Annotated in this window: 23 protein-coding genes; 20 read left to right on the forward strand and 3 right to left on the reverse strand. The window is 65.7% G+C overall.

Annotation, left to right across the window (positions count from 1 at the left end):
* Positions 1–156: 156 nt before the first annotated feature.
* The 4 genes from blaCESS (at position 157) to ACVOLQ_RS08465 (ending at position 5,757) form a co-directional block, all read left to right on the forward strand.
* On the forward strand, positions 157–1,053 hold the full coding sequence (blaCESS, locus tag ACVOLQ_RS08450) for a CESS family extended-spectrum class A beta-lactamase (protein ID WP_481527705.1): 897 nt from the start codon (positions 157–159) through the stop codon (positions 1,051–1,053).
* Between the two features lie 67 nt (positions 1,054–1,120).
* Positions 1,121–2,365, forward strand: a complete 1,245-nt coding sequence (locus tag ACVOLQ_RS08455) for a cation:proton antiporter (protein WP_481527706.1) — start codon at positions 1,121–1,123, stop codon at positions 2,363–2,365.
* Between the two features lie 69 nt (positions 2,366–2,434).
* Entirely contained in the window at positions 2,435–5,083 is a 2,649-nt protein-coding gene (locus ACVOLQ_RS08460; RefSeq protein ID WP_481527707.1) for a serine/threonine-protein kinase, read from the forward strand.
* A 77-nt stretch (positions 5,084–5,160) separates the two neighbouring features.
* Positions 5,161–5,757 (forward strand): hypothetical protein, encoded by a 597-nt coding sequence (locus ACVOLQ_RS08465; protein WP_313174400.1) that lies wholly within the window; start codon positions 5,161–5,163, stop codon positions 5,755–5,757.
* Between the two features lie 50 nt (positions 5,758–5,807).
* On the opposite strand, the gene ACVOLQ_RS08470 is transcribed toward ACVOLQ_RS08465, so the two are convergent.
* Complete coding sequence (locus tag ACVOLQ_RS08470; RefSeq protein ID WP_481527708.1) at positions 5,808–6,560, reverse strand: DUF3011 domain-containing protein; 753 nt, start codon at positions 6,558–6,560, stop codon at positions 5,808–5,810.
* A 155-nt stretch (positions 6,561–6,715) separates the two neighbouring features.
* Between ACVOLQ_RS08470 and aspS the strand changes: the two genes are divergently transcribed.
* From aspS to ACVOLQ_RS08485, 3 genes are all read left to right on the forward strand, one after another.
* The gene (gene aspS / locus ACVOLQ_RS08475; RefSeq protein WP_481527709.1) at positions 6,716–8,473 is read left to right on the forward strand and encodes an aspartate--tRNA ligase; all 1,758 of its coding nucleotides are present in this window, start codon (positions 6,716–6,718) and stop codon (positions 8,471–8,473) included.
* Between the two features lie 3 nt (positions 8,474–8,476).
* The gene (locus ACVOLQ_RS08480; RefSeq protein WP_313174376.1) at positions 8,477–8,998 is read left to right on the forward strand and encodes a GNAT family N-acetyltransferase; all 522 of its coding nucleotides are present in this window, start codon (positions 8,477–8,479) and stop codon (positions 8,996–8,998) included.
* Between the two features lie 360 nt (positions 8,999–9,358).
* A complete protein-coding gene (locus tag ACVOLQ_RS08485; protein ID WP_481527710.1) occupies positions 9,359–9,622 on the forward strand; it encodes a transposase in 264 nt (87 codons plus the stop codon).
* A 41-nt stretch (positions 9,623–9,663) separates the two neighbouring features.
* Here the strand turns inward: ACVOLQ_RS08485 and ACVOLQ_RS08490 are convergent, their stop codons facing one another.
* Positions 9,664–10,671: a FecR family protein gene (locus ACVOLQ_RS08490; protein ID WP_481527711.1), complete on the reverse strand. Its 1,008-nt coding sequence runs from the start codon at positions 10,669–10,671 to the stop codon at positions 9,664–9,666.
* Positions 10,668–11,150 (reverse strand): RNA polymerase sigma factor, encoded by a 483-nt coding sequence (locus ACVOLQ_RS08495; protein WP_313174370.1) that lies wholly within the window; start codon positions 11,148–11,150, stop codon positions 10,668–10,670. The genes ACVOLQ_RS08490 and ACVOLQ_RS08495 overlap by 4 nt, the downstream gene beginning before the upstream one ends.
* Before the next feature lie 195 nt (positions 11,151–11,345).
* Here ACVOLQ_RS08495 and ACVOLQ_RS08500 point away from each other — a divergent pair, with 195 nt between their 5' ends.
* The 13 genes from ACVOLQ_RS08500 (at position 11,346) to pal (ending at position 25,145) form a co-directional block, all read left to right on the forward strand.
* The gene (locus tag ACVOLQ_RS08500) at positions 11,346–14,426 is read left to right on the forward strand and encodes a TonB-dependent receptor domain-containing protein (protein ID WP_481527712.1); all 3,081 of its coding nucleotides are present in this window, start codon (positions 11,346–11,348) and stop codon (positions 14,424–14,426) included.
* 36 nt (positions 14,427–14,462) lie between these two features.
* A complete protein-coding gene (locus ACVOLQ_RS08505; protein ID WP_313174367.1) occupies positions 14,463–15,131 on the forward strand; it encodes an esterase/lipase family protein in 669 nt (222 codons plus the stop codon).
* 64 nt (positions 15,132–15,195) lie between these two features.
* Positions 15,196–15,927 carry a YebC/PmpR family DNA-binding transcriptional regulator gene (locus ACVOLQ_RS08510; RefSeq protein ID WP_313174366.1) on the forward strand — a complete coding sequence of 244 codons (732 nt, stop codon included), beginning with the start codon at positions 15,196–15,198 and terminating at the stop codon, positions 15,925–15,927.
* 73 nt (positions 15,928–16,000) lie between these two features.
* Positions 16,001–16,522 (forward strand): crossover junction endodeoxyribonuclease RuvC, encoded by a 522-nt coding sequence (gene ruvC / locus ACVOLQ_RS08515; RefSeq protein WP_481527713.1) that lies wholly within the window; start codon positions 16,001–16,003, stop codon positions 16,520–16,522.
* A 10-nt stretch (positions 16,523–16,532) separates the two neighbouring features.
* Positions 16,533–17,120, forward strand: a complete 588-nt coding sequence (ruvA, locus tag ACVOLQ_RS08520; RefSeq protein ID WP_303747170.1) for a Holliday junction branch migration protein RuvA — start codon at positions 16,533–16,535, stop codon at positions 17,118–17,120.
* Positions 17,121–17,155: 35 nt separating this feature from the next.
* Entirely contained in the window at positions 17,156–19,075 is a 1,920-nt protein-coding gene (locus tag ACVOLQ_RS08525) for a potassium transporter Kup (RefSeq protein WP_481527714.1), read from the forward strand.
* A gap of 223 nt (positions 19,076–19,298) precedes the next feature.
* Positions 19,299–20,345 carry a Holliday junction branch migration DNA helicase RuvB gene (gene ruvB / locus ACVOLQ_RS08530; protein WP_313174360.1) on the forward strand — a complete coding sequence of 349 codons (1,047 nt, stop codon included), beginning with the start codon at positions 19,299–19,301 and terminating at the stop codon, positions 20,343–20,345.
* Positions 20,335–20,760: a tol-pal system-associated acyl-CoA thioesterase gene (gene ybgC, locus ACVOLQ_RS08535; RefSeq protein ID WP_481527715.1), complete on the forward strand. Its 426-nt coding sequence runs from the start codon at positions 20,335–20,337 to the stop codon at positions 20,758–20,760. Before ruvB ends, ybgC begins: the two co-directional genes overlap by 11 nt.
* A 20-nt stretch (positions 20,761–20,780) precedes the next feature.
* Positions 20,781–21,563: a protein TolQ gene (gene tolQ, locus ACVOLQ_RS08540; RefSeq protein WP_481527716.1), complete on the forward strand. Its 783-nt coding sequence runs from the start codon at positions 20,781–20,783 to the stop codon at positions 21,561–21,563.
* Positions 21,564–21,601: 38 nt separating this feature from the next.
* On the forward strand, positions 21,602–22,030 hold the full coding sequence (gene tolR, locus ACVOLQ_RS08545) for a protein TolR (protein ID WP_057628798.1): 429 nt from the start codon (positions 21,602–21,604) through the stop codon (positions 22,028–22,030).
* The gene (gene tolA, locus ACVOLQ_RS08550) at positions 22,020–23,087 is read left to right on the forward strand and encodes a cell envelope integrity protein TolA (protein WP_481527717.1); all 1,068 of its coding nucleotides are present in this window, start codon (positions 22,020–22,022) and stop codon (positions 23,085–23,087) included. The genes tolR and tolA overlap by 11 nt, the downstream gene beginning before the upstream one ends.
* A gap of 157 nt (positions 23,088–23,244) precedes the next feature.
* The gene (tolB, locus tag ACVOLQ_RS08555) at positions 23,245–24,564 is read left to right on the forward strand and encodes a Tol-Pal system beta propeller repeat protein TolB (protein ID WP_313174353.1); all 1,320 of its coding nucleotides are present in this window, start codon (positions 23,245–23,247) and stop codon (positions 24,562–24,564) included.
* A 62-nt stretch (positions 24,565–24,626) separates the two neighbouring features.
* Positions 24,627–25,145, forward strand: coding sequence for a peptidoglycan-associated lipoprotein Pal (gene pal, locus ACVOLQ_RS08560; RefSeq protein WP_057628800.1), 519 nt, complete (start codon positions 24,627–24,629; stop codon positions 25,143–25,145).
* Positions 25,146–25,309: the final 164 nt, after the last annotated feature.

Raw genomic sequence — 25,309 nt, forward strand, 5'->3', positions numbered from 1 at the left:
GATGAAAGTTGATGGTCGCCGGCATTATTTCCCCTATCGGGCGGAAAATGCGGCCTAAGGCGCAAGAAAAACTAATGGCTCCCGCTGATTCTTTGCGTTGGTCCGGGCCCTTCGTGGTCGGCAAGATCGGCGGAACCACCTTTCTGGAGAGTCGCCATGCTTGCCCGCCGCCAGTTTCTCGCCCTCGGTTCCGCTGCCTTGGCCACGGCCTTGTTGCCGACGGCGCTGGCCCGCAACGCCACGCCGCCAGCGCCCGGCGTCGTCGTCGGCAATGCCGACTTTGCCGCGCTGGAGCAGCGCAGCGGTGGCCGTCTGGGTGTCTGCCTGTGGAACCCGGCGACCGGCGAGCGCCATGGCCACCGCATGGATGAGCGCTTCCCGATGTGCAGCACCGTCAAGTTCCCGCTGGCAGCGGCCATCCTGCAGCGCGCCGAGACCGGCCAGTTGTCGCTGGACCAGCGCGTGCCGGTGCGGGCGAGCGACATCCTTGACCATTCGCCGTTCACTGAGCGCCACGTGGGCAAGGACATGACCGTGCGCGACCTGTGCCGGGCCACGATGATCGTCAGCGACAATGCCGCCGCCAACCTGCTGCTGCCGCTGCTCGGCGGGCCGGCCGGGCTCACCGCCTTCCTGCGCGCCCACGGCGACCGCATCACCGTGAGCGCCCGCAACGAGCCCGAACTCAACCGCTATGCCGAGGGCGATCCGCGCGACACCACCAGCCCGGCGGCGATGGCCGGCAACCTGCAGCGTTTCGTGCTCGGCGATGTGCTGGGCGCGGCCGCGCGCCAGCAGCTGGCCGATTGGCTGATCGACAACCAGACCGGCGATGCGCGCCTGCGCGCCGGCCTGCCGCAGGGCTGGCGGGTGGGCGACAAGACCGGCAGCAATGGCAGCGACACCACCAATGACATCGCGGTGTTGTGGCCCCTGCAAGGCGGGACGCCGTGGCTGCTGGTGAGCTACCTGCAGGGTTCTGCACTGGATGATGACGGCCGCAATGGCATCCTGCGCGGCGTGGGGGAGCTTGCCAGTGCCCGGCTGCGCTGACCGATAGCCGTCGGCGCAGGCTGGCCGGTGTCGCCTTTGCACAACCGGTCCAGAGGAAACAGGTGTCATGAGCAAGGAACTGATCTATCTGCTGCTGATCTTCGCGTTGCTGGTCATCCCGCGCGCGTTGCAGCGCTTCAACCTGCCGGCGCCGCTGACCTGCCTGGTGTTCGGCATCGGCGCGATGCTATGGCTGGGCGACGGCTCGCATGATCCGGTCGTCAGCCTGCTGGCCACGCTGGGCATCTCTTCCTTGTTCCTGTTCGCCGGTCTGGAAGTGGATGTGGCCGACCTGCGCAAGGGGATGTGGCCGCTGCTGGCGCATCTGCTGATCCGCAGTGGCACCTTGGCCGGGGTGGCGTGGCTGGCCTGGCATTACGCTGGCCTGCCATGGCAGGCGGCTGCGCTGCTGGCGCTGGCCCTGCTGACGCCGTCGACCGGCTTCATCATGGATTCGCTGTCGCAGCTGGGGCTGGATGATGCCGAGCGCTTCTGGGTCAGCAGCAAGGCCATTGCCGGTGAACTTCTGGCGCTGGCGGCCTTGTTCGTGGTGCTGCAGGCGGGCGATCCGGTGCATATGGCGCTGTCGAGCATGGCCTTGCTCGCGATGATGGTGGGGCTGCCGCTGTTGTTCGTGGCGCTTGGTCGTTGGGTGGCACCGCATGCGCCGGGTTCGGAGTTCTCCTTGTTGGTGATGGTTGGCATGCTGGCGGCGTACATCACCTATGGCCTGGGTGTGTATTACCTGGTGGGTGCGTTCATCGCCGGCCTGGTGGCGCGGTTGCTGCAGCAGCGCATGCCAACCTTGGCCTCGCACGAAAACCTGCATGCGCTGCGTCTGTTTGCTTCGTTCTTCGTGCCGTTCTATTTCTTCAACGCCGGTACCAAGGTGCCGGCCGAGGCCTTGAGTTTCGAGGCCTTGGGCCTGGGCCTGGTGATCACCCTGGTGGTGCTGCCGTTGCGCATCGCGGTGATCTGGCTGCAGCGACGGGTGTTGTTCGGGGAAAGTTTCCGCACCAGCCTGCGGGTTGCGCTGGCGCTGTCACCTACACTGATCTTCACCCTGGTGCTGGCGGCGATCATGCGCGAACGGTTTGCGATCTCGCCGGTGCTGTTTGGTGCCTTGCTGTTGTATGCGGCGCTGACCACGCTGCTGCCATCGTTGGTATTCCGCCGGCCGATGGACGTGGACCCGCTGAGCAAGGAAGACGCCCAGCCCATCGACGAGCAGGTCGTAAGAGAAGGTGGAGATGCTGCTGCACCGGCAACGGATGCGAGCTCCAGCTCTGATTCTTACGAACCACAGCGCTGAGCGCCGCTTATCATCCTCACAACCGGCACGACCTCGCAGCGAGGCGGGCGTGTGGCAAAGGGGATGTGCGTGGATCGGGAAAGCTGGCAGCAGGTGCGCGAGTTGTTTGATGCGGTGTGTGAGCTGGAACCGTCGCGATGGCGGACCGAGCTTGCGCGATTGAGTGCCGATCCCCAGGTCATCGCCGAAACCCTGGAACTTCTGCAGGCGCAGACCTGCGATCTGGGGCGTGCGCGTGACCCGATCGAAAAAATGTTTGCCGCCGCCGTTCCTTCGGAGTTGAGTGAAGGCGATGTCATCGGCCCGTGGCGGCTATGCCTACGACTGGCCAGTGGCGGCATGGGTATCGTGTTCCGCGCCGAACGTGCGGACGGACTGTACGCACAGGACGTGGCGATCAAGGTCCTGCAGGGCCAGCCAGGCGCACGGGTGGCCGAACGCCTGGCCGCCGAGCGGCGCATTCTTGCCAGCCTGCAGCATCCGAACATCGCGCGCCTGTACGACGGTGGCACGACCCCGGGCGGGCTACCGTATCTGGTAATGGAGTACGTGCCTGGCGACCCGCTGGATGTGTACTGCACACGGCGGCAGCTGGATCTTCGCCAGCGTTTGCAGCTGTTCCTGCAGGTATGCAACGCCGTGCAGGCCGCGCATGCGCGGCTGGTACTGCATTGCGACCTGAAGCCTTCCAATATCCTGGTGCGCGGGGATGGTGAGCCGGTATTGCTGGACTTCGGCGTGTCGCGGCTGCTGGGCGATGAAGGCGGCGACGCGGGTGCGCAGTTCTTCACTGCGGCGTATGCCGCTCCTGAGCTGCAGTCGGGGCGTGAGGTTGGGGTGAGCAGCGATGTCTTCAGCCTGGCTGCGGTGTTGAGCGAACTGCTGGCAGGCAAGGGCGGCAGGCGCGGCGCAAGCGACCGCCAGGCTGCGGTGGCTGCGCCCAGTGGGCTGGCCAAGGCCGATTGTCGCTGGGCGCGCGCCTTGCGCGGCGACTTGGATGCCATCGTGGTGCGTGCCGGTGCCTTGTCGCCTGGGCAGCGCTATCCATCGGTGGAAGCCCTGGCCGCCGACGTGCGCAGTTACCTGCAGCATCGGCCGGTACAGGCACGTAATGGCAGCCGGTTCTATCGCGGTGGACGTTGGCTGCGCCGCAATTGGAAAGGGGCAGGGCTGTTGCTGCTGGCACTGCTGTTTGCCGCCTGGTTCGTGTGGCGGCTGGCAGCCGAACGCGCCGCTGCCGAGCGTGAAGCCAAGGTCGCCGAGCAGGTCAGCGGCTTCCTGGTGGAAATGTTCCAGGCGGCTGATCCGCGCGAGAAAGGCGTACGCGGCGGCGAGGACATCAGCGCCCGCGAGGTGCTGGATCGGGCTGCCTCGCGCATCGACAAGGAGCTGGATGCATCGGCCGAAGTACAGGCACGCCTGAAGGGGGTGATTGGCTTGGCCTATCGCAATGCCGGTGATCTGCGCCGTGCCGATCCGATGATGCTGCAGGCGGCTGAAGCGCTGGCGGCGGCAGGCGGAGAAAGGAACCTGGACGAAGCTGCGCGTCTGTTCAACCTGTTGGCGGGGACGTATGCCAACAATCGCAACGGCACGGAGGGCGCGGCGATGGCGCGGCGCGCGCTGGCGCTGCTGGGCAAGCAGCCTGCGGACAGTTTCCGCGTTGCCCAGTCCTACAATTCACTGGGCCTGTCGCTGTTGTCGGAGCAGCGCTATGACGATGCCGAACACGCGTTCAAACAGGCGCTGCTGCGGCATCAGGCCGGCAAACGCGAGCAGTACATCGGCGTGACCCTGGACAACCTGGGCATGACGTATCGGCGCAAGGGTGACCTGGTTGCATCGGCGGCGGCATTCGACCAGTCCACGCCCTTGTTCCTGCGCATTCTCGGCGAATCGTCCTACGACTATTGGGCCAGCAATACCGAACGTGCATTGATGGTGATGGACCGGGGTGACCTGGATGAGGCCATCGCCACCTTCGAAGCCAACCTGGCACGCGCACCCGCCATCTTCGGGGAGCGCAGTGTCTATGTGGTCAGTGAGAACAACCGGCTGGCGCTGGCGCTGATACGCAAAGGCGAACTGGAACGCGCGCGGCCGCATGTTGAAGCCGCACTGCGGTTGTCGGCGCAGGTGCTGGGCAAGGACAGCTACAACTATTCGGTGGTCACCGAAACTGCCGCACTGCTTGCGCAGGCGCAGGGCGACATGCCCGCCGCTGAGTCCGCCTATCGGCAGGCGCTGGCAGTACGTGCCGCGGCGATCGGCAGGGATCACCCGGATAGCCTGGACCTGGAGTTCCAGCTCGGTCTGCTGTTGGCCCGCCAGGGTGACGATGCGGGCGATGCCATGCTGCAGCGGGCGCGTGACCTGTGGTTGCCGCGTATTCCCGCCGGCAGCGCCAACGCCATTCGCCTGCAGCAGGGCTGGGCCGAATGGCTGATCAGCAAACAGCGGCTGGATGCGGCGGCACAGGTGCTGGATGGCGTGCACTCCCTGCTGTCGGGCAGTCCCTATGCAGCGGTGCACCAACAGGTGTTGCGCGCGCGTTTGGCCGAACGACGTGGCAAGGGCGAGGAGGCTGTGCGCTACTGGCAGGCCGCCGTAGCGGCCGCCGAGCCTTTGTATGGCAGGCAATCGGCGGTAACCACGCAATGGCGAAATGCATTGCAGGCAGCCCAACACGCAACCCACGGCGGTGCCGCGTTGCCTTGAGCTGGCAGCTGGGCGAGGATCGGGGCATGAAAACCTCATCGTTCCCGAATCTGATTCGCGCGCTGGCCATGGCCGGCATGGTCGTCCTTCCCGCTTCGGTGCTTGCTGCCAGCAACGCCCCGTCAGCAACGGCGGCAGCCACCCCGGCCGACCAGTTCCTTGCCGAGCTGGCGCAGTACTGCGGGCAGGCTTTTGCCGGGCGCATCATCGCCAATCACCCGCAATCCGCTACGCCGGATCCGTTCGATGGCAAAACCCTGGTGATGCATGTACGTGGCTGCGACAGTCCGCAACAGGAGCTGCGGGTGCCGTTCCATGTGGGGACGGACCATTCGCGGACCTGGGTGATCACCCGGACCGATCGCGGCCTGCGCCTGAAGCACGATCACCGCCACGCCGACGGCAGCCCGGACGCAGTGACGATGTACGGCGGCGACACTGCGCAGGCCGGTAGTGCCGAGCGGCAGGAGTTTCCGGTGGATGCGGCATCGGTGGCGATGTTCACCGCACATGGCATGACCGCCTCCCTGCGCAATACCTGGGCGATGGAGCTGGTGCCGGGCAAGCGCTTTGTCTACGAACTTGCGCGCCCGGATGGGCGTCTGTTCCAGGTCGAGTTCGACCTGGGCACGCCGGTGCAATTGCCGCCCGCGCCATGGGGCAGCGAAGCCTGAAATGCGGAGGGCGCCGTTGCCGGCGCCCTCCAAACCGCTTGCGTTGAGGTTCAGCGCCCGCCGAAACGGGCGCGGCAACCACCGTTCATCCAGATGCTGTTGCCGTTGTAGCCCCAGTTGCGGCCTTCGACGCAGCGGGTATCGGAGACCTGCTGGATGATCACCGGACGTCCCTGGCGGCGGTCCCAGGCACAGGTGTTCAGGCGGTTGCTGTTGCTATGGCAATCGACGAAGTAATCGTTGCCGCCCCAGCCGCCACCATTGCCCCAGCCGCCACCGCGACCTTCGGCGAACTCGGCGCGGCAGCCGCCATTGACCCAGACAGTGCCATTGTTGCTGCCCCAGTTGCGGCCTTCCACGCAGCGCGTGTCGGAGATCTGCCGCACCAGTACCGCGCTGCGCCAGCCGGTGTTGCAGACCACATGGCGGTTGCTGTTGCTGTCGCAGCGGATGGTGCGGTTGCCGTTCCAGCCGCCCTGGCCATTGCCGTTGCCGTTGCCGGGACCGCCGCCCCAGCCGCCGCGGCCTTCGGCGAATTCGGCACGGCAGCCGCCATTGACCCAGACACTGCCGTTGTTGCTGCCCCAGTTGCGGCCTTCCACGCAGCGCGTATCGGAAACCTGGCGGACCAGCACTGCGCTGCGCCAACCGGTATTGCAGACCTGTTGGCGGTTGCTGTTGCTGTCGCAGCGGATGGTGCCGTTATGCGCACCGGGGAAGGCTGTTTGGGCCGGGGCCGGGGAGGGGCTCAACGCCAATGCCAGCAGGGTCGCCAGGCCGGCGAGCAGGAGGGGTCGGTTCATGGCGGCTTCCCTGTTCAGGTTGGGTGGCCGAACTATAGGCGCAGTCCCACTTAAGGCCGCGTGACTGATGGGCGGATTTGCTCCAGCCCGCGCTCAGCGCCAAAATACGGGGCTACCCGGCACCGTTTCGTACCGGGCCCCCTGCGGAGCTTTCCATGCGTACCCATTTCTGCGGCCTGGTCGATGAGACCCTGATCGGCCAAACCGTGACCCTCGCCGGCTGGACCGACGTTGCCCGTAACCTCGGCGGCGTCTGCTTCATCGATCTGCGCGACCACGAAGGCATCGTCCAGGTCACCGTCGAGCCCGACAACGCCGAAGTCTTTGCCGTTGCCGCCAGCCTGGGTTACGAGGATGTGCTGCAGGTGGAAGGCGTGGTGCGTGCCCGCCATGCGGTCAACGACAAGATCCGCAGCGGCAAGGTGGAAGTGATCGCCACCCGCATCACCATCCTCAACAAGGCCGCGCCGCTGCCGTTCCACGCGCATGAGAACCCGGGCGAAGACACCCGCCTGAAGTACCGTTACCTGGATCTGCGCCGCCCGGAAATGCAGCGCATGCAGCGCACCCGCATCAAGCTGGTGCAGGCCCTGCGCCGTCACCTGGACGAGCGCGGCTTCCAGGACATCGAAACCCCGATCCTGACCAAGGCCACCCCGGAAGGCGCCCGCGACTTCCTGGTGCCGGCGCGCATGCACCCGGGTGAGTTCTACGCACTGCCGCAGAGCCCGCAGCTGTTCAAGCAGATCCTGATGGTGGCCGGCTTTGACCGCTACTACCAGGTCGCCCGTTGCTTCCGCGACGAGGCCCTGCGTGCCGACCGCCAGCTGGAATTCACCCAGCTGGACATGGAGTTCGCCTTCGTCCGCGAGCGCGACATCCAGGATTTCGTCGAAAACATGATCCGCGCCATCTTCAAGGAAGTGGTGGACGTTGACCTGGCCGCACAGTTCCCGCGCATGACCTGGGCCGAGGCGATGCGTCGCTACGGCTCGGACAAGCCGGACCTGCGCATCGCGCTGGAGCTGGTGGACGTGGCCGAACTGGTCAAGACCAGCGAGTTCCCGGTGTTCACTGCCGCGGCCAATGACGCCGACGGCCGCGTGGCCGCGCTGCGCATCCCCGGCGGCGCCAGCCTCAGCCGCAAGCAGATCGACGAATACGCCGCCCACGCTGCCAAGTACGGTGCCAAGGGCCTGGCCTATATCAAGATCGCCGACAACGGCGAGGTCAGCTCGCCGATCCAGAAGTTCTTCGGCGAAGACACCTTTGCCGCGCTGCTCAAGCACATCGGTGCCGGCAATGGCGACATCGTGTTCTTCGGCGCCGGTGGCTACAACAAGGTTTCCGACTTCATGGGCGCACTGCGCCTGAAGGCCGGCAAGGACTTCGGCCTGGTCGCCAATACCTGGGCGCCGCTGTGGGTCACCGACTTCCCGATGTTCGAATGGGACGAGGAAGAGCAGCGCTACGTGGCCCTGCACCACCCCTTCACCGCACCGGCGGTGGACGACGTCGCCGACCTGCGCGCGCACGCCAAGACCGCGGTATCGCGTGGTTACGACATGGTGCTCAACGGCAATGAAATCGGTGGCGGCTCCATCCGTATCCACCGCCCGGAAATGCAGAGCGCGGTGTTCGAGCTGCTCGGCATTGGTGCCGAAGAGGCACGCGCCAAGTTCGGCTTCCTGCTGGATGCACTGAACTACGGCGCGCCGCCGCACGGTGGCATCGCCTTCGGTATCGACCGTATTGCCGCGCTGATGGCCGGCACCGAGTCGATCCGCGACGTGATTCCGTTCCCGAAGACCACCGGCGCGCAGTGCCTGATGACCGATGCACCGTCGCCGATCGCTGATGCGCAGCTGGCCGAAGTGCACGTGCAGGTGCGTCCGCGCGCCGACAAGGCCTGAGCCTTGGTTGCAGCCGCCAGCATCCGCCGTGCCACGCCCGAGGATGCTGGCGTGCTGTGCGCACTGGCCGAACGTACTTTTGTCGAGACGTTCGGTCATCTGTACCCGCCGCAGGACCTGGCCGATTACCTGGCCACGGCCTATCCGGTCGAACTGCAGCGGCAACAGCTGCAGTCCGGCGATTACGCGGCGTGGTTGCTGGAAGCGGACGGCGAGGCCATCGGCTTCGCCTTTGCCGGCCCCTGTGGCTTGCCGCACGCGGATGCAGCGGCTGGCGACGGTGAATTGAAACGTCTGTACGTGCTGCGCCAGCATCAAGGTGGCGGTCAGGGGGGGCAGCTGTTCGCGGCGGCCCTGCAGTGGCTGCAGACCCCGGGGCGTACATTGTGGATTGGCGTGTGGTCGGAGAACTTCGGCGCGCAGCGTTTCTATGCACGGCATGGCTTCGAGCACGTCGGGGCCTATGAATTCCCGGTCGGCAGCGTGCGCGACAATGAGTTCATCCTGCGGCGGCTTGCTGGCTGATTGGCGCTCGGCAACGCCGATTCCAGGGGTCGCCGGGAATGTGCCTTGCCGAGCATGGCTCGGCACTACAGTTGTGTGTGTGCATTTGCGGGAGCGGCGGGAGCCGCGAAGCTGGTAATCCAGCAGCGTGCCGATAACTTCCCTGCATGCACCAAAGTGTGCGCTGCATCGCTGTGGGTATGTTTGGCTGCTGCGTCTAGACAGGAAAGGGAGTGGTTTGCGTGCTCATACGTGCGCAGCCTTCCGAGTATCGGACCTGGTAGCTGAGCCTTGTTGCTGCGGCCACGGTGCGGATTGTCTGGGCGTTGGTATGGACGGCAAGACTGGCGTTGATGCAGTTGCCGACAAGGCGAAGCAAGCATGAGAAAGCATTTTGACGAGGCGCAGGTGATCGGCTTCCTGCGCGAGCTTGGTGCCGGTCAGACCCTGCAGGAGCTCTGCAGGAAGCACGGCTTCAGTGATGCGTCGCGTGTGCAGTTGCAGCGCATCTGCGCTGGTCGGCGCGCGCCTTCCTCAAGCCACCTGCGGCGGCTGCAGGGGGAGAACCAACGGCTCAAGGATTTGTTGCATATGCAGGTGCTGGAGCGCGAGCGGATCAGGCAGGCATTGCTGCAGCCACTATGAGGTGTCACTGCGCGCCGCAGGCTTCCTGCGGCGCACGGTGATCAGCGGCTGAGCTCGGTCTCGCCTGCGGCGTTGGTATGTGCCGAAATCTTGTGCAGGGCGTTCAAGGCTTCAACGAAGCCAGTGCTGTCATTGCTGCGGAACACCCCGGATACACGCAGTTCGCCCAGCGCCGCATCCTTGACCCGCAACGGGCTGCCACCATAGCGATTGAACTCGTCCACCGCCGCCCGCAATGGCAGGTCTTCAAACACCAGTTGGCCGTTGATCCATGCCGGTGCGCTGCCGCCTTGGAAGTTCTGTACTTGTGGCGTCTTGCCGGTGGTCATGTGCGCGCGCTGCCCGGGAGTGAGCGTGGCCACGGCTGCGGCGCTGCCGCCGGCAGCGCGTAGCTGTACCTTGCCTTCGAACAGGGTTACATCGAGGCCATTGTCCAGACGATAGACCTCGAACTGGGTGCCGACGGCGCGCACGCTGCCCTGCGCGGTATCCACGGTCAGCGGACGCGCGGGGTCCGCCGCCACCTTGAAGAACGCGCGACCCTGGTCCAGCACGATGCGACGTTGTTGTGCGCTGTAGCGCACACGCAGCGTGGTGCCAGTGTCGAGCGCCACTTCGGTGCCATCCTCAAGGGTGATGTTGCGCTGCTCGCCGACTGCGCTGGCAACGCGCAGCTCGCTGGTCGGCGCGGGGGGGGACAGCCGCCAGCCGATGACAACGGCAGTCAGTGCTGCCGCGCAGGCCGCCAGCCAGCGCATGCGCCGCGGCCGGCGTTGCGGCGGCTGGCGGGCGGGTTGCGTCGCTGGTGCCGGAATCGCCGCCAGGCGCTGCTCCACTTCGGGCGTGGCGGCGAAGCCGCCCAGCATCGTCCACATGCGCTCGAGCCGGTCGTAGGCAAGCCGGTGGGCGGGGGCGGCATCCAGCCAGGCCTGATGCCGGGCCTGTTCTTCCTCGCTCACCTCATCGGCGTGCAGGCGTGCGAACCAGCTCGCTGCCTGGGTGCCGATCGGGTCCGCATCTTCAACGACGTCCAGCCTGGTTTCTTTCATGGTTGCTCCAGCCGCGTGCCGAAGTGGAGCAGGGCACGCATCATTTGTTTTTCGACGGCACTGACACTGATTCCCAACTGGCTGGCAATCGCGCCATAGGTCAGGCCCTCGTAACGGTGCAACAGGAAAACCTGCTGGCAACGCGGGGGCAGGTCATCCAGTACCTTGAGGAAGGCCTGCAGGCGTTCGCGGTCCTGGTAGACGCGTTCGCCACATACCGATTCGGTCGGCCAGCCCTCGGTGTTCTCGTCGATGGGTACATGTTGGCCCACATGGCGGGTACGGTCGCGACGATAACGATCGCGCAGCAGATTGCCGGCAATTGTCATCAGATAGGCTTCGACGTTGTTGACCTTGTCCGCCTGTGGATCGCGCATCATCCGCACCAGGGTCTCCTGGGTGAGATCTTCGGCGTCTTCAACCGAACCTAGATGATTCCTGAAGTAACGCATCAGGCGGGGGCGGTACTGTTGCGCCATGACACCTGCGTCCCGGACGGTGTCGGGTGGTTGGACAGGCGGAAGGGCGGCGGTCATTGGCTGGCGTTGACAGTCTGGAGCGACACGCGCAGCTTGAGCCAGTGCCAGTAATTCTGCCAGATGAGGGATTCGGTCGATGCTGCGTCTGTACACGGGTGCCGGCTGGACGGCGGCACGCTTGTCACGGGAGGGGGAATGATTGCCAGCGCGGGCAGCGGACAACGGCAGGTACAGCGAGGTCGACCCGATGTGCTGCGCCGCTGGTTGCTGTGCCTGATTCTGTTGGCTGCCCCCGCCTGGGCACGTGAGGATGCTGGCGCGCGTTATTACAGCCTGCCGGCGCAACCCATGCAGCGGGCGCTGGCGCAGTTGGCGTCCAGCTCCGGGCTGCAGATACTGATGGCCCCGCAGATGTTGGCCGGCAAGGCGGCGCCGGCTTTGAGCGGGCGCTATCGCCCGCTACAGGCCCTGCAGGAACTGCTCGCCGGCAGCGGTCTGAGCTATCGGCTGACCGGCAGCGGGGTGGTGACCATTGTCCCGGCAGTGGCAGCGGATGCCGCCAGGCCGATTGCGCCGGCCCCGCCGCTGACAATGCCGGCCGTGGCCAGCTCGCTTGCCACGCTGCAGGTTACCGGTTCGCGGATCGCACGCAGCAGCGTTGAAGGCCCCGCGCCGGTAACGGTCATCACCGCCGAACAGATGCGGCGTGAGGGCCATTTCAGCTTGAGCGAGGCGCTGGCAATGAACGGCACGAGCACCTACGGTGCCGAATCACAGGGCGCAGGTGGGCGCTTTTCGGCCAACGCACAGCCCTTGAACCTGCGTGGGCTGGGGCCGGGACGGTCACTGATCCTGGTGGACGGCCGACGGGTGCCGGACTACCCGTTCCCTTCGAATGGCCGCAGCAATTTCCAGAGTCTTGGCAGCATTCCCCTGGCCAGCGTGGAGCGGGTGGAGCTGATGACGGGCGGCGCCTCGGCCATCTATGGCGCAGATGCGATTGCCGGGGTGGTCAACATCGTGCTCAAGCAGGCGCATGTCGGTTCGCAGGCCACGCTGCGTACCGGCACCAGCAGCCAGGGAGGCGGTGACCATGTTGACCTGCAATGGTTCAGCGGCCACGGTGGCGATGATTGGGGGCTGAGCTACGCCCTGCAGTTTTCCAGTGCCGAGTTGCTGCGGGGTTCACAGCGGAACCTGCAACCTCCGCGCAACGGTGATGCTGCCAACCCGTTCCAGCCCGCTCTCGGACTGGGCTTCGTACAGGCAGCCGGGGCTGCCAAGGGCACGCTGGTGCCCGTGCCGGATACTGTCTGCGAACGCTGGAAGGGTGAGTTCGTGGACTGGGACTTTGCCGCAGCGTCCAGTGCTGGACCGGCTCTGCTGGGACATGGCTGTGGTAGCTGGCGCAACGCCGGCTACGCGTCGCTGCGGGATGGCGTGCAGGCGCTGTCGGGACAGGTGCGCGCGCAGTGGAGGGTGTCCACACGCACGCAGGCGTGGGCGGCGTTGCAGGTATGGGATGCGCGCAGCGAACTGGCCAGCGGCCTGGAGCTGATCAGCGGGCCATTTTCCGCCAGTACCGGCAGCGTCGGCGAGGTTTACGATCCGCGGTTTGGATACGTCGCCCCGCAGCGACTGCTGACCCCACAGGAAACCGGTGGCCTGGACGCGATGAACGATCGCTATGGCGAGCGGATGTGGGACCTGTCCCTGGGGCTGCAAGGGCAGTACGGCCAGCGGCTGGATTGGAGCCTGGTGGGTGGGCGTTCGGACTATCGCGTACAGCGCGACCGACGACGCCTGCTGGGCGAAGCCGTCAATGCCTTCTTCTTTGGCGAGCCGATGGGCATGACCGATGATGGCGTCATCATCCAGCCGCTGGACCTGCAGCATTGGTACCGCCCGATCACGCCCGCTGAATATTCAGCCATGTCCGGCAAGGTGCATTACGACGCGCTGACCCGGGTGGAGGGAGCGTCCTATGTCGTGTCCGGTGGCGTCGCTGACCTTCCCGCTGGCGCGCTGGACATGGCAGTGGTGCTGGAAGCCAGCCGCCAGCGCTATCGGCTGCGGAACACGCCCTCGCTGCTGCCGTTGCAGATGGAAACCTACAACCTCACCGGTAGCGTGGGTGAGGGCGTGCGTGATCGTTACGCGGTTGGGGCCGAGCTGGGGATGCCGCTGACCGCGACCATCAGGGCCAGCGCCGCGGGTCGCATGGATCGCTATGACGATGCCACCGCCGCCGCCACCGCTCGCACCTGGAGCGCGGGGCTGGAGTGGCGGCCGCTGCGCCGCGTGTTGCTGCGGGCCAGCCATGCCACCAGTTTCAAGATGCCGGACATGCACTGGGTCTTCACCGATGGTGGCGGCAGCTATGGGGCGGCGATCGATGCACGGCGTTGCATCGTGGCGGGGGCTGCTCCCGATTGCAGCGGCTATGAGTCGGCATTCCTGACGCGGACCTATCGGAATCCGGAACTGGACGCGGAGACCGGCACATCAACAACCGCAGGCCTGGTCTGGGATGCCAGTGATGCGCTGTCGATCAGCGTGGACTACTGGGATGTCAGCAACCAGGGCGGCATCGGCCGGATTTCACCGGCGTTGTTGCTGCGAGACGAAGCCGAATGCGCCACCGGCCTGCGTCTGGACGGGAGCCCGAGTCCGCTGGATCTGCGCTCCTGGGAGTGCCGCAGGGCACGCCAGCGGGTCGTGCGTAGCGGTGACCAGGGAGAGGGGCGCGTTGTCATGGTCGAATCGACCGCCGCCAACCAGTCCGAACAACGTGTCCGCGGCATCGACACGGTGTTGGACTGGCGATTCGGCAGCAGCATCGGCGACTTCAACCTGCATGCCGCGTGGTCGCGCACCTTGCGCGGCGAACGTCGTGTGCGTGCACCGGGTACCTTGCATGAACAATGGCGTGAGGCGCAGTGGACGTCGGCGGAAAACCCGGCTTTCCGCAGCTACCTGCGCAGTACGCTGGGTTGGCAGGGGCAGGGGAGGTGGTCGGCCAATGTGTCCGGCACCCGCCAGGGTCGCTTGCCGCGCGTTGATGGACAGGGAAGCATAAAGCCGCTGCTGCTGTGGAACGCGAATGTTGCAAGACAGATCAGCCCGCGCACGGCCGTGACCTTGTTCATCAACAATCTCTTCGACACGGCACCGCCGCGGGACAGCAGCAACGATGCGTTTCCCTACTATTACGAGGCGGTCTACAGCGCGGTGGGGCGGCAACTGGCGGTACAGCTGGATTACAACTTCGACTAAAGACCGTGTCGTTGCCCGTTGTGGTGGACAAGGGCGATGACGGACACTGCGCGCATGTCATGGCAGAACTCCCCGCGTCCCCGTGTGCTGATCCTGCACGGCATCTGGAACACCCGCTCCTGGCTGTTGCCGCTGGCTTGGCGGTTGCGCACACACGGTTTCGCGGTGGATACGTTTGGTTATGCCAGCGTGTTTGGGGGCCCCGAACGGGCGGTGCCGCAGTTGGTGCAGCGCCTGCGCGCGCGCGGACCGGTGTCGGTGGTCGGGCACAGCCTTGGAGGCCTGGTTGCATTGGAGGCATTGCGGCAGGCACCGGGCCTGGACGTGCCACGGGTGGTCTGCCTGGGCTCGCCGCTATGCGGCAGTGGCACGGCCCGTTCCATGGCCGAGCACGGCTGGCTGGCGGCGTTGGGGCGCAGTGGCGACCTGCTGTTGCACGGGCTGCCGGATTGGCAGGGGCAGGCCGAGGTCGGCCTGATCGCCGGCTCGGTGGCGCACGGCCTGGGCGCAATGATGGGGGCGCTGGAAGGCGAATCCGATGGCACCGTGGGCCTGGCCGAGACCCGTCTGCCAGGGCTGGCCGACCACTGCGTGGTGCCGGTCAGCCATAGCGGGCTGGTGCTGTCGCCAGAGGTGGCCACGCTGACCGCCGGTTTTCTGCGCCAGGGGCGTTTCCCCGCGGTTGCCGCCGCAACCGGCGGATGACGGGGCTGGGGCAGGGGATCAGGTAGAATTACCGTCCTGTTCCTGACAGATGTACGGTATTCCCATGGGTCGAGGTCCTTCCATCGAAGGCCGCAAAAACGCGAATGACGCGAAGCGCGGCAAGATTTTCACCAAAATCATCCGGGAGATCAGCGTTGCTGCCCGCGGTGGCGGAGGCGACCCAAACAACAACCCGCGCCTGCGCGTGGCGATGGACAAGGGCCTGGCCGCGAACATGACCAAGGACGTCATCGAGCGGGCGATCAAGAAGGCCACCGGTGAACTGGAAGGCGTCGAGTACGAAGAGGTGCGCTACGAGGGCTATGCCCCGGGCGGCATCGCCGTGATCGTCGACTGCCTGACCGACAACCGCGTGCGCACCGTGGCCGACGTCCGCCATGCCTTCAGCAAGTGCGGCGGCAACATGGGCACCGAAGGCTCGGTGTCGTTCATGTTCAAGCGGCTGGGCGTGCTGAGCTTCGCGCCGGGCGCGGACGAGGAGGCCATCACCGAGGCGGCGATCGAGGCTGGTGCCGACGATATCGCGGTCTATCCGGACGATGGTTCGATCGATGTGATCACCGCGCCGGAGGCGTTCCAGTCGGTCAAGGATGCGATGATCGCCGCCAAGCTGGTGCCGGATCACAGTGAGATCACCTTCCGTGCCGACAACGACGTTGCCGTCGATGCCGATACCGCCGTGCAGGTGAAGAAGCTGCTGGACATGCTCGAAGACCTGGACGATGTGCAGGACGTGTATTCCAACGTCGACCAGGCAGGCCTGGAGCGGGTCTGACGACCCGCCCGGTCCCACCGGGTGAGACGGCGTCCGGCCATGCTGGGCGCCGTTTTTTACTGATAGAGGCAGCATGACCCGCATCCTTGGCATTGACCCGGGTTCGCAGCGCACCGGTGTCGGCATCATCGACATCGACGCCAGCGGCCGCGCCCGCCATGTCCATCACGCACCGCTGGTGCTGCTGGGTGCGGCGGATTTCCCGCAGCGCTTGCGCTTGCTGGCGCACGGGCTGCATGCCTTGATCGAGGAGTTCCAGCCGCAGGAAGTGGCGATCGAGAAGGTGTTCATGGCCAAGAACGCCGACTCGGCATTGAAGCTGGGCCAGGCGCGCGGCGCCGCGGTGTGTGCGGTGGTGATGCGCGACCTGCCGGTCAGCGAATACGCCGCCACCGAGATCAAGCTGGCCGTGGTTGGCCGCGGCGGCGCGGAAAAGCAGCAGGTGCAGCATATGGTGGGTTTGATGCTGAACCTGCAGGGCAAATTACAGGCAGACGCCGCCGATGCACTGGCGGTGGCCATCACCCATGCGCATGTCCGCGCCACGGCCAACCGGCTGGGAGTGGATGTGCGCCAGGCTTGGAGTCGTAAATGAGGTATTTCGCATGATCGGTCGCCTGCGCGGCATCCTCGCCTACAAGGCCCCGCCGTGGCTGGTGATCGACGTCAATGGCGTCGGTTATGAGCTGGAGGCGCCGATGAGCACCTTCTATGACCTGCCCGATGTCGGTCGCGAGGTGATCCTGTTCACCCATTACGCACAGAAGGAGGACAGCGTCTCGCTGTACGGTTTCCTGCGCGAGGGCGAGCGCAGGCTGTTCCGCGACGTGCAGAAGGTGTCGGGTATCGGTGCCAAGATCGCGCTGGCAGTGCTGTCCGGGGCCAGCGTCGACGAGTTCGCGCGGCTGATCCAGACCGGCGATGTCACCGCGCTGACCCGCATTCCGGGTATAGGCAAGAAGACCGCCGAGCGTATGGTGGTCGAACTGCGTGACCGCGCAGCCAACTTTACCGGCGGCGGCGCCCCCATTGCCGGCCAGCTGGGCGCCGATGCGGTGTCCGAGGCGACGGTGGCGTTGCAGCAACTGGGCTATAAACCGGCAGAGGCCGCCAAGATGGCGCGCGATGCCGGTGCCGAGGGCGATGATGTCGCCACGGTCATCCGCAAGGCGCTGCAGGCAGCGCTGCGCTAACTTCCTCGGCAACATGACGCCAACCTGAGATCGCCATGTCCCACGCTTCTTCCACGTCTGAATCTTCTACTCAAGGCCATGGCCACGGCGGCGCTGCCGGTGGCCTGGCGCTGGTCGTCGGCGCCATCGGCGTGGTGTTCGGCGATATCGGCACCAGCCCGTTGTACACCCTGAAGGAAGCGTTCTCGCCGCATTACGGGCTCAACAGTGACCACGACACCGTGCTGGGCGTGCTGTCGCTGGCGTTCTGGGCCTTGAACATGGTGGTCACGCTCAAGTACGTGACCATCATCATGCGCGCCGACAACGATGGCGAAGGCGGCATCATGACCTTGATGGCGCTGGCCCAGCGCACCCTGCGCAACGGGTCGCGCTCGGCGTATGTGGTGGGCATCCTCGGTATTTTCGGTGCCTCGCTGTTCTTCGGCGATGGCGTGATTACCCCGGCTATTTCCGTGCTCGGTGCGGTAGAGGGCCTGGAGGTCGCCGCGCCGGGCCTCAGTCATTTCGTGGTGCCTATCACCCTGGTGGTGCTGGCGGCGGTGTTCGCCGCGCAGCGCTTTGGTACCGAGAAGGTGGGCAAGGTGTTCGGGCCGGTGATGACCATCTGGTTCCTGTCGCTGGCCGCCATCGGCATCTGGAACGTGATTGCCGCGCCGGAAGTGCTCAAGGCCTTCAACCCGCTGTGGGCGGCACGCTTCTTCATGGAACATGGCTGGCACGGCGTCTTCATCCTCGGTGCGGTGGTGTTGGCGGTGACCGGCGGCGAGGCGCTTTACGCGGACATGGGCCACTTCGGTGCGCCGCCGATCCGTCATGCCTGGTATTTCTTCGTGCTGCCGTGCCTGGTGCTCAACTACCTCGGGCAGGGCGCGCTGGTGTTGCAGCGTCCGGACGCGGTGGCCAATCCGTTCTTCGAGGCGGTGCCACAGTGGGCGTTGATCCCGATGATCCTGCTGGCGACGGCGGCGGCGGTGATCGCCAGCCAGTCGGTGATCACCGGTGCGTTCTCGGTCTCGCGCCAGGCCATGCAGCTGGGTTACATCCCGCGCATGCGCATCCTGCATACCTCGCACGACACGATTGGCCAGATCTATATCCCCGGCATCAACTGGGGCCTGGCGGTGATGGTGTTCGGGCTGGTGCTGGCCTTCCGCAGCTCGAGCAACCTGGCGGTGGCCTACGGCATCTCGGTGTCGGGCACGATGCTGATCGACACCTTGCTGCTGGCGCTGGTGGCGCGTGTGCTGTGGCCGCGTGCGCGCCACGCCATCATTGCCCTGTGCGTGGTGTTCCTGGTGATCGACCTGGGCTTCGTGATCGCCAACGGCGCCAAGCTGCTGCAGGGCGCCTGGTTCCCGTTGGTGCTTGGCCTGGTGCTGTTCACGATGATGCGCACCTGGCGCCGTGGTCGTGAGCTGCTGCGTGATGAGATCCGCAAGGACGGTATCCGTCTGGACACGTTCTTGCCGGGTCTGATGCTGGCGCCGCCGGTGCGGGTGCCGGGCACGGCGGTGTTCCTGACCGCCGATCCGAGCGTGGTGCCACATGCGTTGATGCACAACCTCAAGCACAACAAGGTGCTGCACGAGCGCAATGTATTCCTGCACGTGGAGACGCTGCCCATGCCATACGCGGCCGAGGGACAGCGCCTGCGCATCGATTCGGTCGGCGATGAGTTCTACCGTGTCCACGTGCGCTACGGCTTCATGGAAACCCCGGATATCCCGCTGGCGCTGATGCGCTCCTGCGACCATGGCGGCATCTATTTCGACCCGATGGATACCACCTTCTTCGCTAGCCGCGAGACCATCGTGGCCAGCGCCAACCGTGGCATGCCGATCTGGCGCGACAAGCTGTTCGCCTTCATGCATCGCAACGCGGCGCCTGCCACCGGCTTCTTCCGCATACCGGGCAATCGGTTGGTGGAATTGGGCGCACAGGTGGAAATCTGAAGGGCAGGAGTGAGTGAAGAGGAGTGAGCAGCGAGGAAGGGCTGGAGCACGCCCTTTCTGTTGCCGCTGGGTTGGCGCGCAGGTTGGCGACAACGCCTGGGAAAGCATGGGCAGACCATTGCAGCCCGCTTTCTCTTGCTTCTCACTCCTCTTCACTCACTTCTCGTCCCTCCTCCTCCCAAACAAACTCCTATTTCCGTATGGCTGGACGTAACATAGTCGGATGACTGACGACCGCATCATCGGCGCCGGCGCCACCCGTGAGGATGACGCCGCCGACGCCAGCATCCGCCCGCGGAGCCTGACCGACTACCTCGGCCAGGCCCCGGTGCGCGAGCAGATGGATATCTACATCCAGGCCGCCAAGGCCCGTCGCGAGGCGTTGGACCATGTGCTGATCTTCGGCCCGCCCGGGCTAGGCAAGACCACGCTGAGCCATGTCATCGCCAACGAGCTGGGCGTGGCGCTGCGCGTCACCTCCGGGCCGGTGATCGAGAAGGCCGGCGACCTGGCGGCGCTGCTGACCAACCTGCAGCCGCACGATGTGTTGTTCATCGACGAAATCCACCGTCTTTCGCCCGTGGTCGAGGAAGTGCTGTACCCGGCGATGGAGGATTTCCAGATCGACATCATGATCGGCGACGGCCCGGCCGCGCGCTCGATCAAGCTCGATCTGCCGCCGTTCACGCTGATCGGCGCCACCACCCGCGCCGGCCTGCTGACCGCGCCGCTGCGCGACCGCTTCGGCATCGTGCAGCGCCTGGAGTTCTATTCGGCCGAGGAGCTGACCCGCATCGTGCGGCGTTCGGCAGGCATCCTAGGCATTGATTGCAGCGCCGAAGGTGCTGGCGAGATCGCCCGCCGTTCGCGTGGCACCCCGCGTATCGCCAACCGCCTGCTGCGGCGCGTGCGTGACTATGCCCAGGTCAAGGCCGGCGGGCATATCGACCAGACGGTGGCGCAGGCGGCGATGCAGATGCTCAAGGTCGATCCGGAAGGCTTCGACGAGCTGGACCGACGCATGCTGCGGACCCTGGTGGAGTACTTCGATGGCGGCCCGGTCGGGGTCGAATCGATGGCTGCGGCGCTTTCCGAGGAGCGCGGCACCCTGGAAGACGTGGTCGAGCCGTTCCTGATCCAGCAGGGCTTCCTGGTGCGTACCGCCCGCGGGCGCATGGCCACCAGCAAGGCCTACCGCCATCTGGGCCTCAAACCCAAGGCGGCACCGGCGCCTGTGGACCTGTTCGCGGAGCAACGCGATGACGAATGAGTCTCGGTTCAGTTGGCCGACACGCATTTACTGGGAAGATACCGACGCTGGCGGCGTGGTGTACCACGCCCGCTACGTGGCCTTCATGGAGAGGGCAAGGACCGAATGGATGCGCGCCCTCGGCTATGGTCAGGAAACCATGCGTTGCGGTGACGGCCAGGTATTCGTGGTCCGCGCCATGAACCTGGATTTCCTGAAGCCGGCCAAGCTGGACGATGCGCTGACCACCACGGTGGAACTGCTGCAATGCCGGCGGGCCAGCCTGCTGATGGCGCAGGTGGTGATGCGCGATGACCAGGTGCTGGCGACGGCGCAGGTCCGCCTTGCCGCCGTCGGTGCCCGCGACTTCCGTCCGCAGGCGCTCGATGACACGCTTTACGCAGTACTGAAACCCCTTCAAACACAACCCGCTTAAGCAACACTGAGGAAGATCGGATGATCGCTTTGCTTCTGGCCCTGCAGGCCACCGTGACCGAGGTCCTGCCGGCCGACGTCAGCGCCGCTGCCGCGCAGACCGTGGCGCAGGCCAGCCATGGCGGCGGCATCAATTACCTGGACCTGATGCTCAAGGCCAGTATCCCGGTCAAGCTGATCGTGCTGCTGCTGCTGGCCGGCTCGTTCATCAGTTGGGTGATCATTTTCCGCAAGGCACGCGTGTTCAAGGCCGCCGACAACGAGGCCAGCGAGTTCGAGAACCGCTTCTGGTCCGGCGCCGACCTGGGCAAGCTGTACGCCTCGGCGACCGATCGCAACCGCCAGGTGGATGGCCTGGAAGCCATCTTCGAGTCCGGATTCCGCGAATACACCCGCCTGCAGGGCCGCCGCGCCTTCGACGGCCGCACCCAGCTGGAAGGCGCGCAGCGCGCCATGCGCACCACCTACGCCCGCGAAGTGGACGGGTTGGAGCGCAACCTGGAATTGCTGGCCAATATCGGTTCCACCGCCCCGTACGTGGGTCTGGTCGGCACCGTGTTCGGCATCATGGTGACGATGCACGACATGATCAGCAGCGGTGAGCAGGCCGGTATCGCCTCGGTTGCGCCGGGTATTTCCGAAGCCCTGTTCGCCACCGCGATCGGCCTGTTCGTTGCGATCCCGGCGGTGTGGGCCTACAACCGCTTCACCACCCGCGTCGAGCGGTTGTCGGTGCGCTATGAAACCTTCGCCGAGGAGTTCAGCTCCATCCTGCAGCGCCAGCAGAGCGGCAGCGACGAGTAAGTGCGCCAGCGCCTTCCTCTGACCGCAGGAGCCCAACCATGACCGCCGCCATTCCCCGCCGCAAGCGCCGCAAGCTCAAGTCCGAGATAAACGTCGTGCCGTATATCGACGTGATGCTCGTGCTGCTGATCATCTTCATGGTGACCGCGCCGCTGCTGACCCTCAGTTTCGAGGTCGACCTGCCCAGTTCCACCGCCAAGGCGCTGGAAAGCAAGCAGGACCCGATCGTGGTCTCGGTGCGCGCCGATGGCCAGATGAGCCTGAAGCTGCCCGAAGCCAAGGATCCGCAGGCGATGGACGCCGCTGCGCTGCAGGCGCAATTGGGCGCCTTGGCCTCGCAGGACAAGGAACTTCGCGTGATCGTGGCCGCCGACAAGAGCGTGGCCTATGAAAAGGTCATGGATGCCATGGACGTGATCAAGGCTGCGAAGATTGAAAAGGTGGGTCTGGCGACCGATGCACGCTGACGCACTGCCACCGCCGCACGACAACCGCAACGAGTGGGGCCTGCCAGTCGTATTGGCCCTGCTGGTGCACCTGTTGGTGGCGGCGATCTTCATCTTTGCCTGGCTGTGGTCGCCTTCGCGCAACACCGAGGCGGCCGCTGGCGACCCTGCGCTGGAAGCCAACATGCAGCTGTCCGCCGCCGAAGCCTCGGCGGCACGGCAGGCCCTGCAGGCCTCGGAGAAGCTGCCGGACCTGCCTGAGCCGGTGGAAGAAGCCCAGCCCGAGCCGGTGCCGGAAGACACCGTGCCGCCGCCGCAGCCCATCCCCGAGCCCAAGCCGCAGGACGCGCCGACCCCGCAACAGCACAACGCCCAGGAGCGCATCGCCCAGCCGGATACGGTGGACCAGGAGCGCGTCAGTGCCCTGGCCATTTCCCAGGAAAAGGCCAGGCAGGAGCAGGAAGCCAAGCGCCGCCAGGAGCAGATCGACCTGACCGAGCGCAAGCGCGTGGAGGAGGCCGAGCAGAAGCTGCGCCTGGCCAAGCAGCAGGAAGAGGCCGACCGCAAGAAGATCGCCGACCAGCAACGCCAGGCCAGTGAGGCCCAGGCCGAGCAGGAGCGCCAGCAGAAGATCGCCGAGATCCGCCGCAAGCGTGAGCAGGCCGAGCGTGAGGCCAAGCTGGCCGAGCAGCGCCTGCGCCAGGTGGCCGATGCCCGCGCCCGTGCGCAGGCGACGTCGACCAGCAGTGGCAACACTGGGCCGAGCACGCCGTCGCCGGGGCAGGGCGGCACCAGCAATGACCTGACCGCCAAGTATGCTGCTGCCATCCAGCAGGCTGTGGTTGCGCAGTGGAACCGGCCAGACAATGTCGCCAATGGCACGCGCTGCCGGATCTTGATCAAGCAGCTGCCGGGCGGCGAGGTGATGAGTGCCGAGGTGCAATCGGGTTGCGCCATGGACGCGGCCGCACGGGATTCGATCGAGCGGGCCGTGCTCAGGGCGCAGCCGCTGCCTTTCCGTGGCTACGAAACGGTATTCCGGCGCGAACTGATGTTTACGTTCACCGCCCAGAATTGAGCGGTAGCTCCGCCGGGCAGGCTGTTGGTTTCACTGGAAATTTATTATTTGGGGCAAACGCAGGCAGATTTCACATGACTTTCGTTCACGATTGCGAAAATGTTCATCTGCCTGCTGCTATCCCTCTTTCATATTCACTCGTACTGCTGAGCGCCTCATGAAGAATCTGTCACGCTGGCTGGTCGCCCTCACCGTTCTGCTGTTGCCTTTCATGGCTGCGGCACAGCAGGGGGCATTGGAAATCGAAATCACCGGTGGCAACGCCTCGGCCACGCCGATCGCGGTTGTGCCGATGGCCTACCAGGGCTCGGCCGGTGCGCCGCAGACCGATGTGGCCGCCGTGGTGCGCGCCGACCTGGACCGCTCCGGCCAGTTCCGCAACCTGCCCGAAGCGCAGATTGTCGAACGTCCCAGCCGCGGCAGCGAGGTGCAGTACCCGACCTGGCGCGCGCTGAAGCAGGATTTCCTGGTCGTTGGCCGGGTGCAGGACGCCGGTGCCGGTGCCTATCGCGTGGAATACGAACTGTTCGACGTGGCCAAGGGCGAGCGCCTGCTCGGCCTGGCGATGACCGCACGGTCCAGCGCCATGCGTGATGTCGCCCACCAGATGGCCGATGCGATCTACGAGAAGATCACCGGTGTGCGTGGTGCGTTCTGGACCCGCATCGCCTACATCACCGCCAGCGGCAGCGGCGCCAACATGCGCTACGCGTTGATGGTGGCCGATTCCGACGGTTACAGCCCGCAGACCATCGTGCGCTCGGCCGAGCCGCTGCTGTCGCCGAGCTGGAGCCCGGACGGCCGCAAGCTGGCTTATGTCAGCTTCGAGCGCGGCAATTCCTCGATCTATGTGCAGGACATCGCTACCGGCGGTCGTGAGCTGCTGACCAGCTTCCGTGGCATCAACAGCGCGCCGTCGTTCTCGCCGGACGGCCGTCGCCTGGCGCTGGCCCTGTCGCGCAGTGGCAACCCGGAAATCTACGTGATGGACCTGGGCAGCAAGCAGCTGACCCAGCTCACCAACCATTTCGGCATCGATACCGAGCCGACCTGGGCCGCCGATGGCAGCTCGGTCTACTTCACCTCCGATCGCGGCGGTCGCCCGCAGATCTACCAGGTGCCGGCCTCGGGTGGTAGCGCCAGCCGCGTGACCTTCCAGGGCAACTACAATGCCAAGGCCAGCGTCTCCTTCGATGGCAAGAAGATTGCCGTCGCCCAGGGCGCGGGCAGCAGCTACAAGATCGCGGTGATGGACAGCAGCCTGGGGGCGGCGCGCTGGAGCACGCTGTCGCCGGGTTCGCTGGACGAATCGCCGAGTTTTGCGCCCAATGCGAGCATGGTGCTGTACGCCGCTCGTGAAGGTGGGCGTGGTGTGCTGTATGAAGTATCCGCCGACGGCCGGGTGCGTCAGCGCTTGGTATTGGCCGATGGCGATGTACGCGAACCAGCATGGGGTCCGTACCGCACTGCGCGTTGATAAAATGTTAATCTCTCCACGCATTAATCCCCAACATTGGCCAGGAGCCACTAGGTATAGCCATGAACAAGTCAACTCGTGTTTTGCTCGTTTCGCTGCTGTCGGTAGCCGCGCTCGCTGGTTGCTCGAAGAAGGTCAAGGAACAGCCGGCACAGCCGCCGGTTGATACCGGTTCGACCACCCAGCCGACCGCTCCGTCGACCTCCGGCCTGTACGGCCCGGGCGACCTGGATACCGACGCCTGCCTGCGTCAGCGCGTTGTCTACTTCGACCTGGACCAGGATTCGGTCAAGCCGGAATTCCAGGCCATCATGGCTTGCCACGCCAAGTACCTGCGTGACCGTCCGTCCTCGCGCATCACCCTGCAGGGCAACACCGACGAACGCGGCAGCCGCGCTTACAACCAGGCCCTGGGCGAGCGTCGTGGCAACGGCGTGAACTCGGCTCTGCAGGCCAACGGTGGCTCGGCTTCGCAGCTGACCGTCGTGTCCTACGGCGAAGAGCGTCCGGTCTGCACCGATTCGAACGAGTCCTGCTGGTCGCAGAACCGTCGCGTCGAAATCGTCTACACCGCGCAGTAATCGATGCGCATCAGCCTCAAACTGATGCTCGTGGCCGCGGGGGGGCCGGGGGGGGGCGCGCCCCCCGGGGGGGCCCGGGGCGCGGGGGGGGGCGGGGGGGGGGGGGGGGGGACCCCCGGGGGATAAAAGCCCGGCCCAAAACCCCCAGAGCAACCCCGGGGGCC

It is taken from the genome of Stenotrophomonas sp. STEN031 (assembly GCF_056759975.1).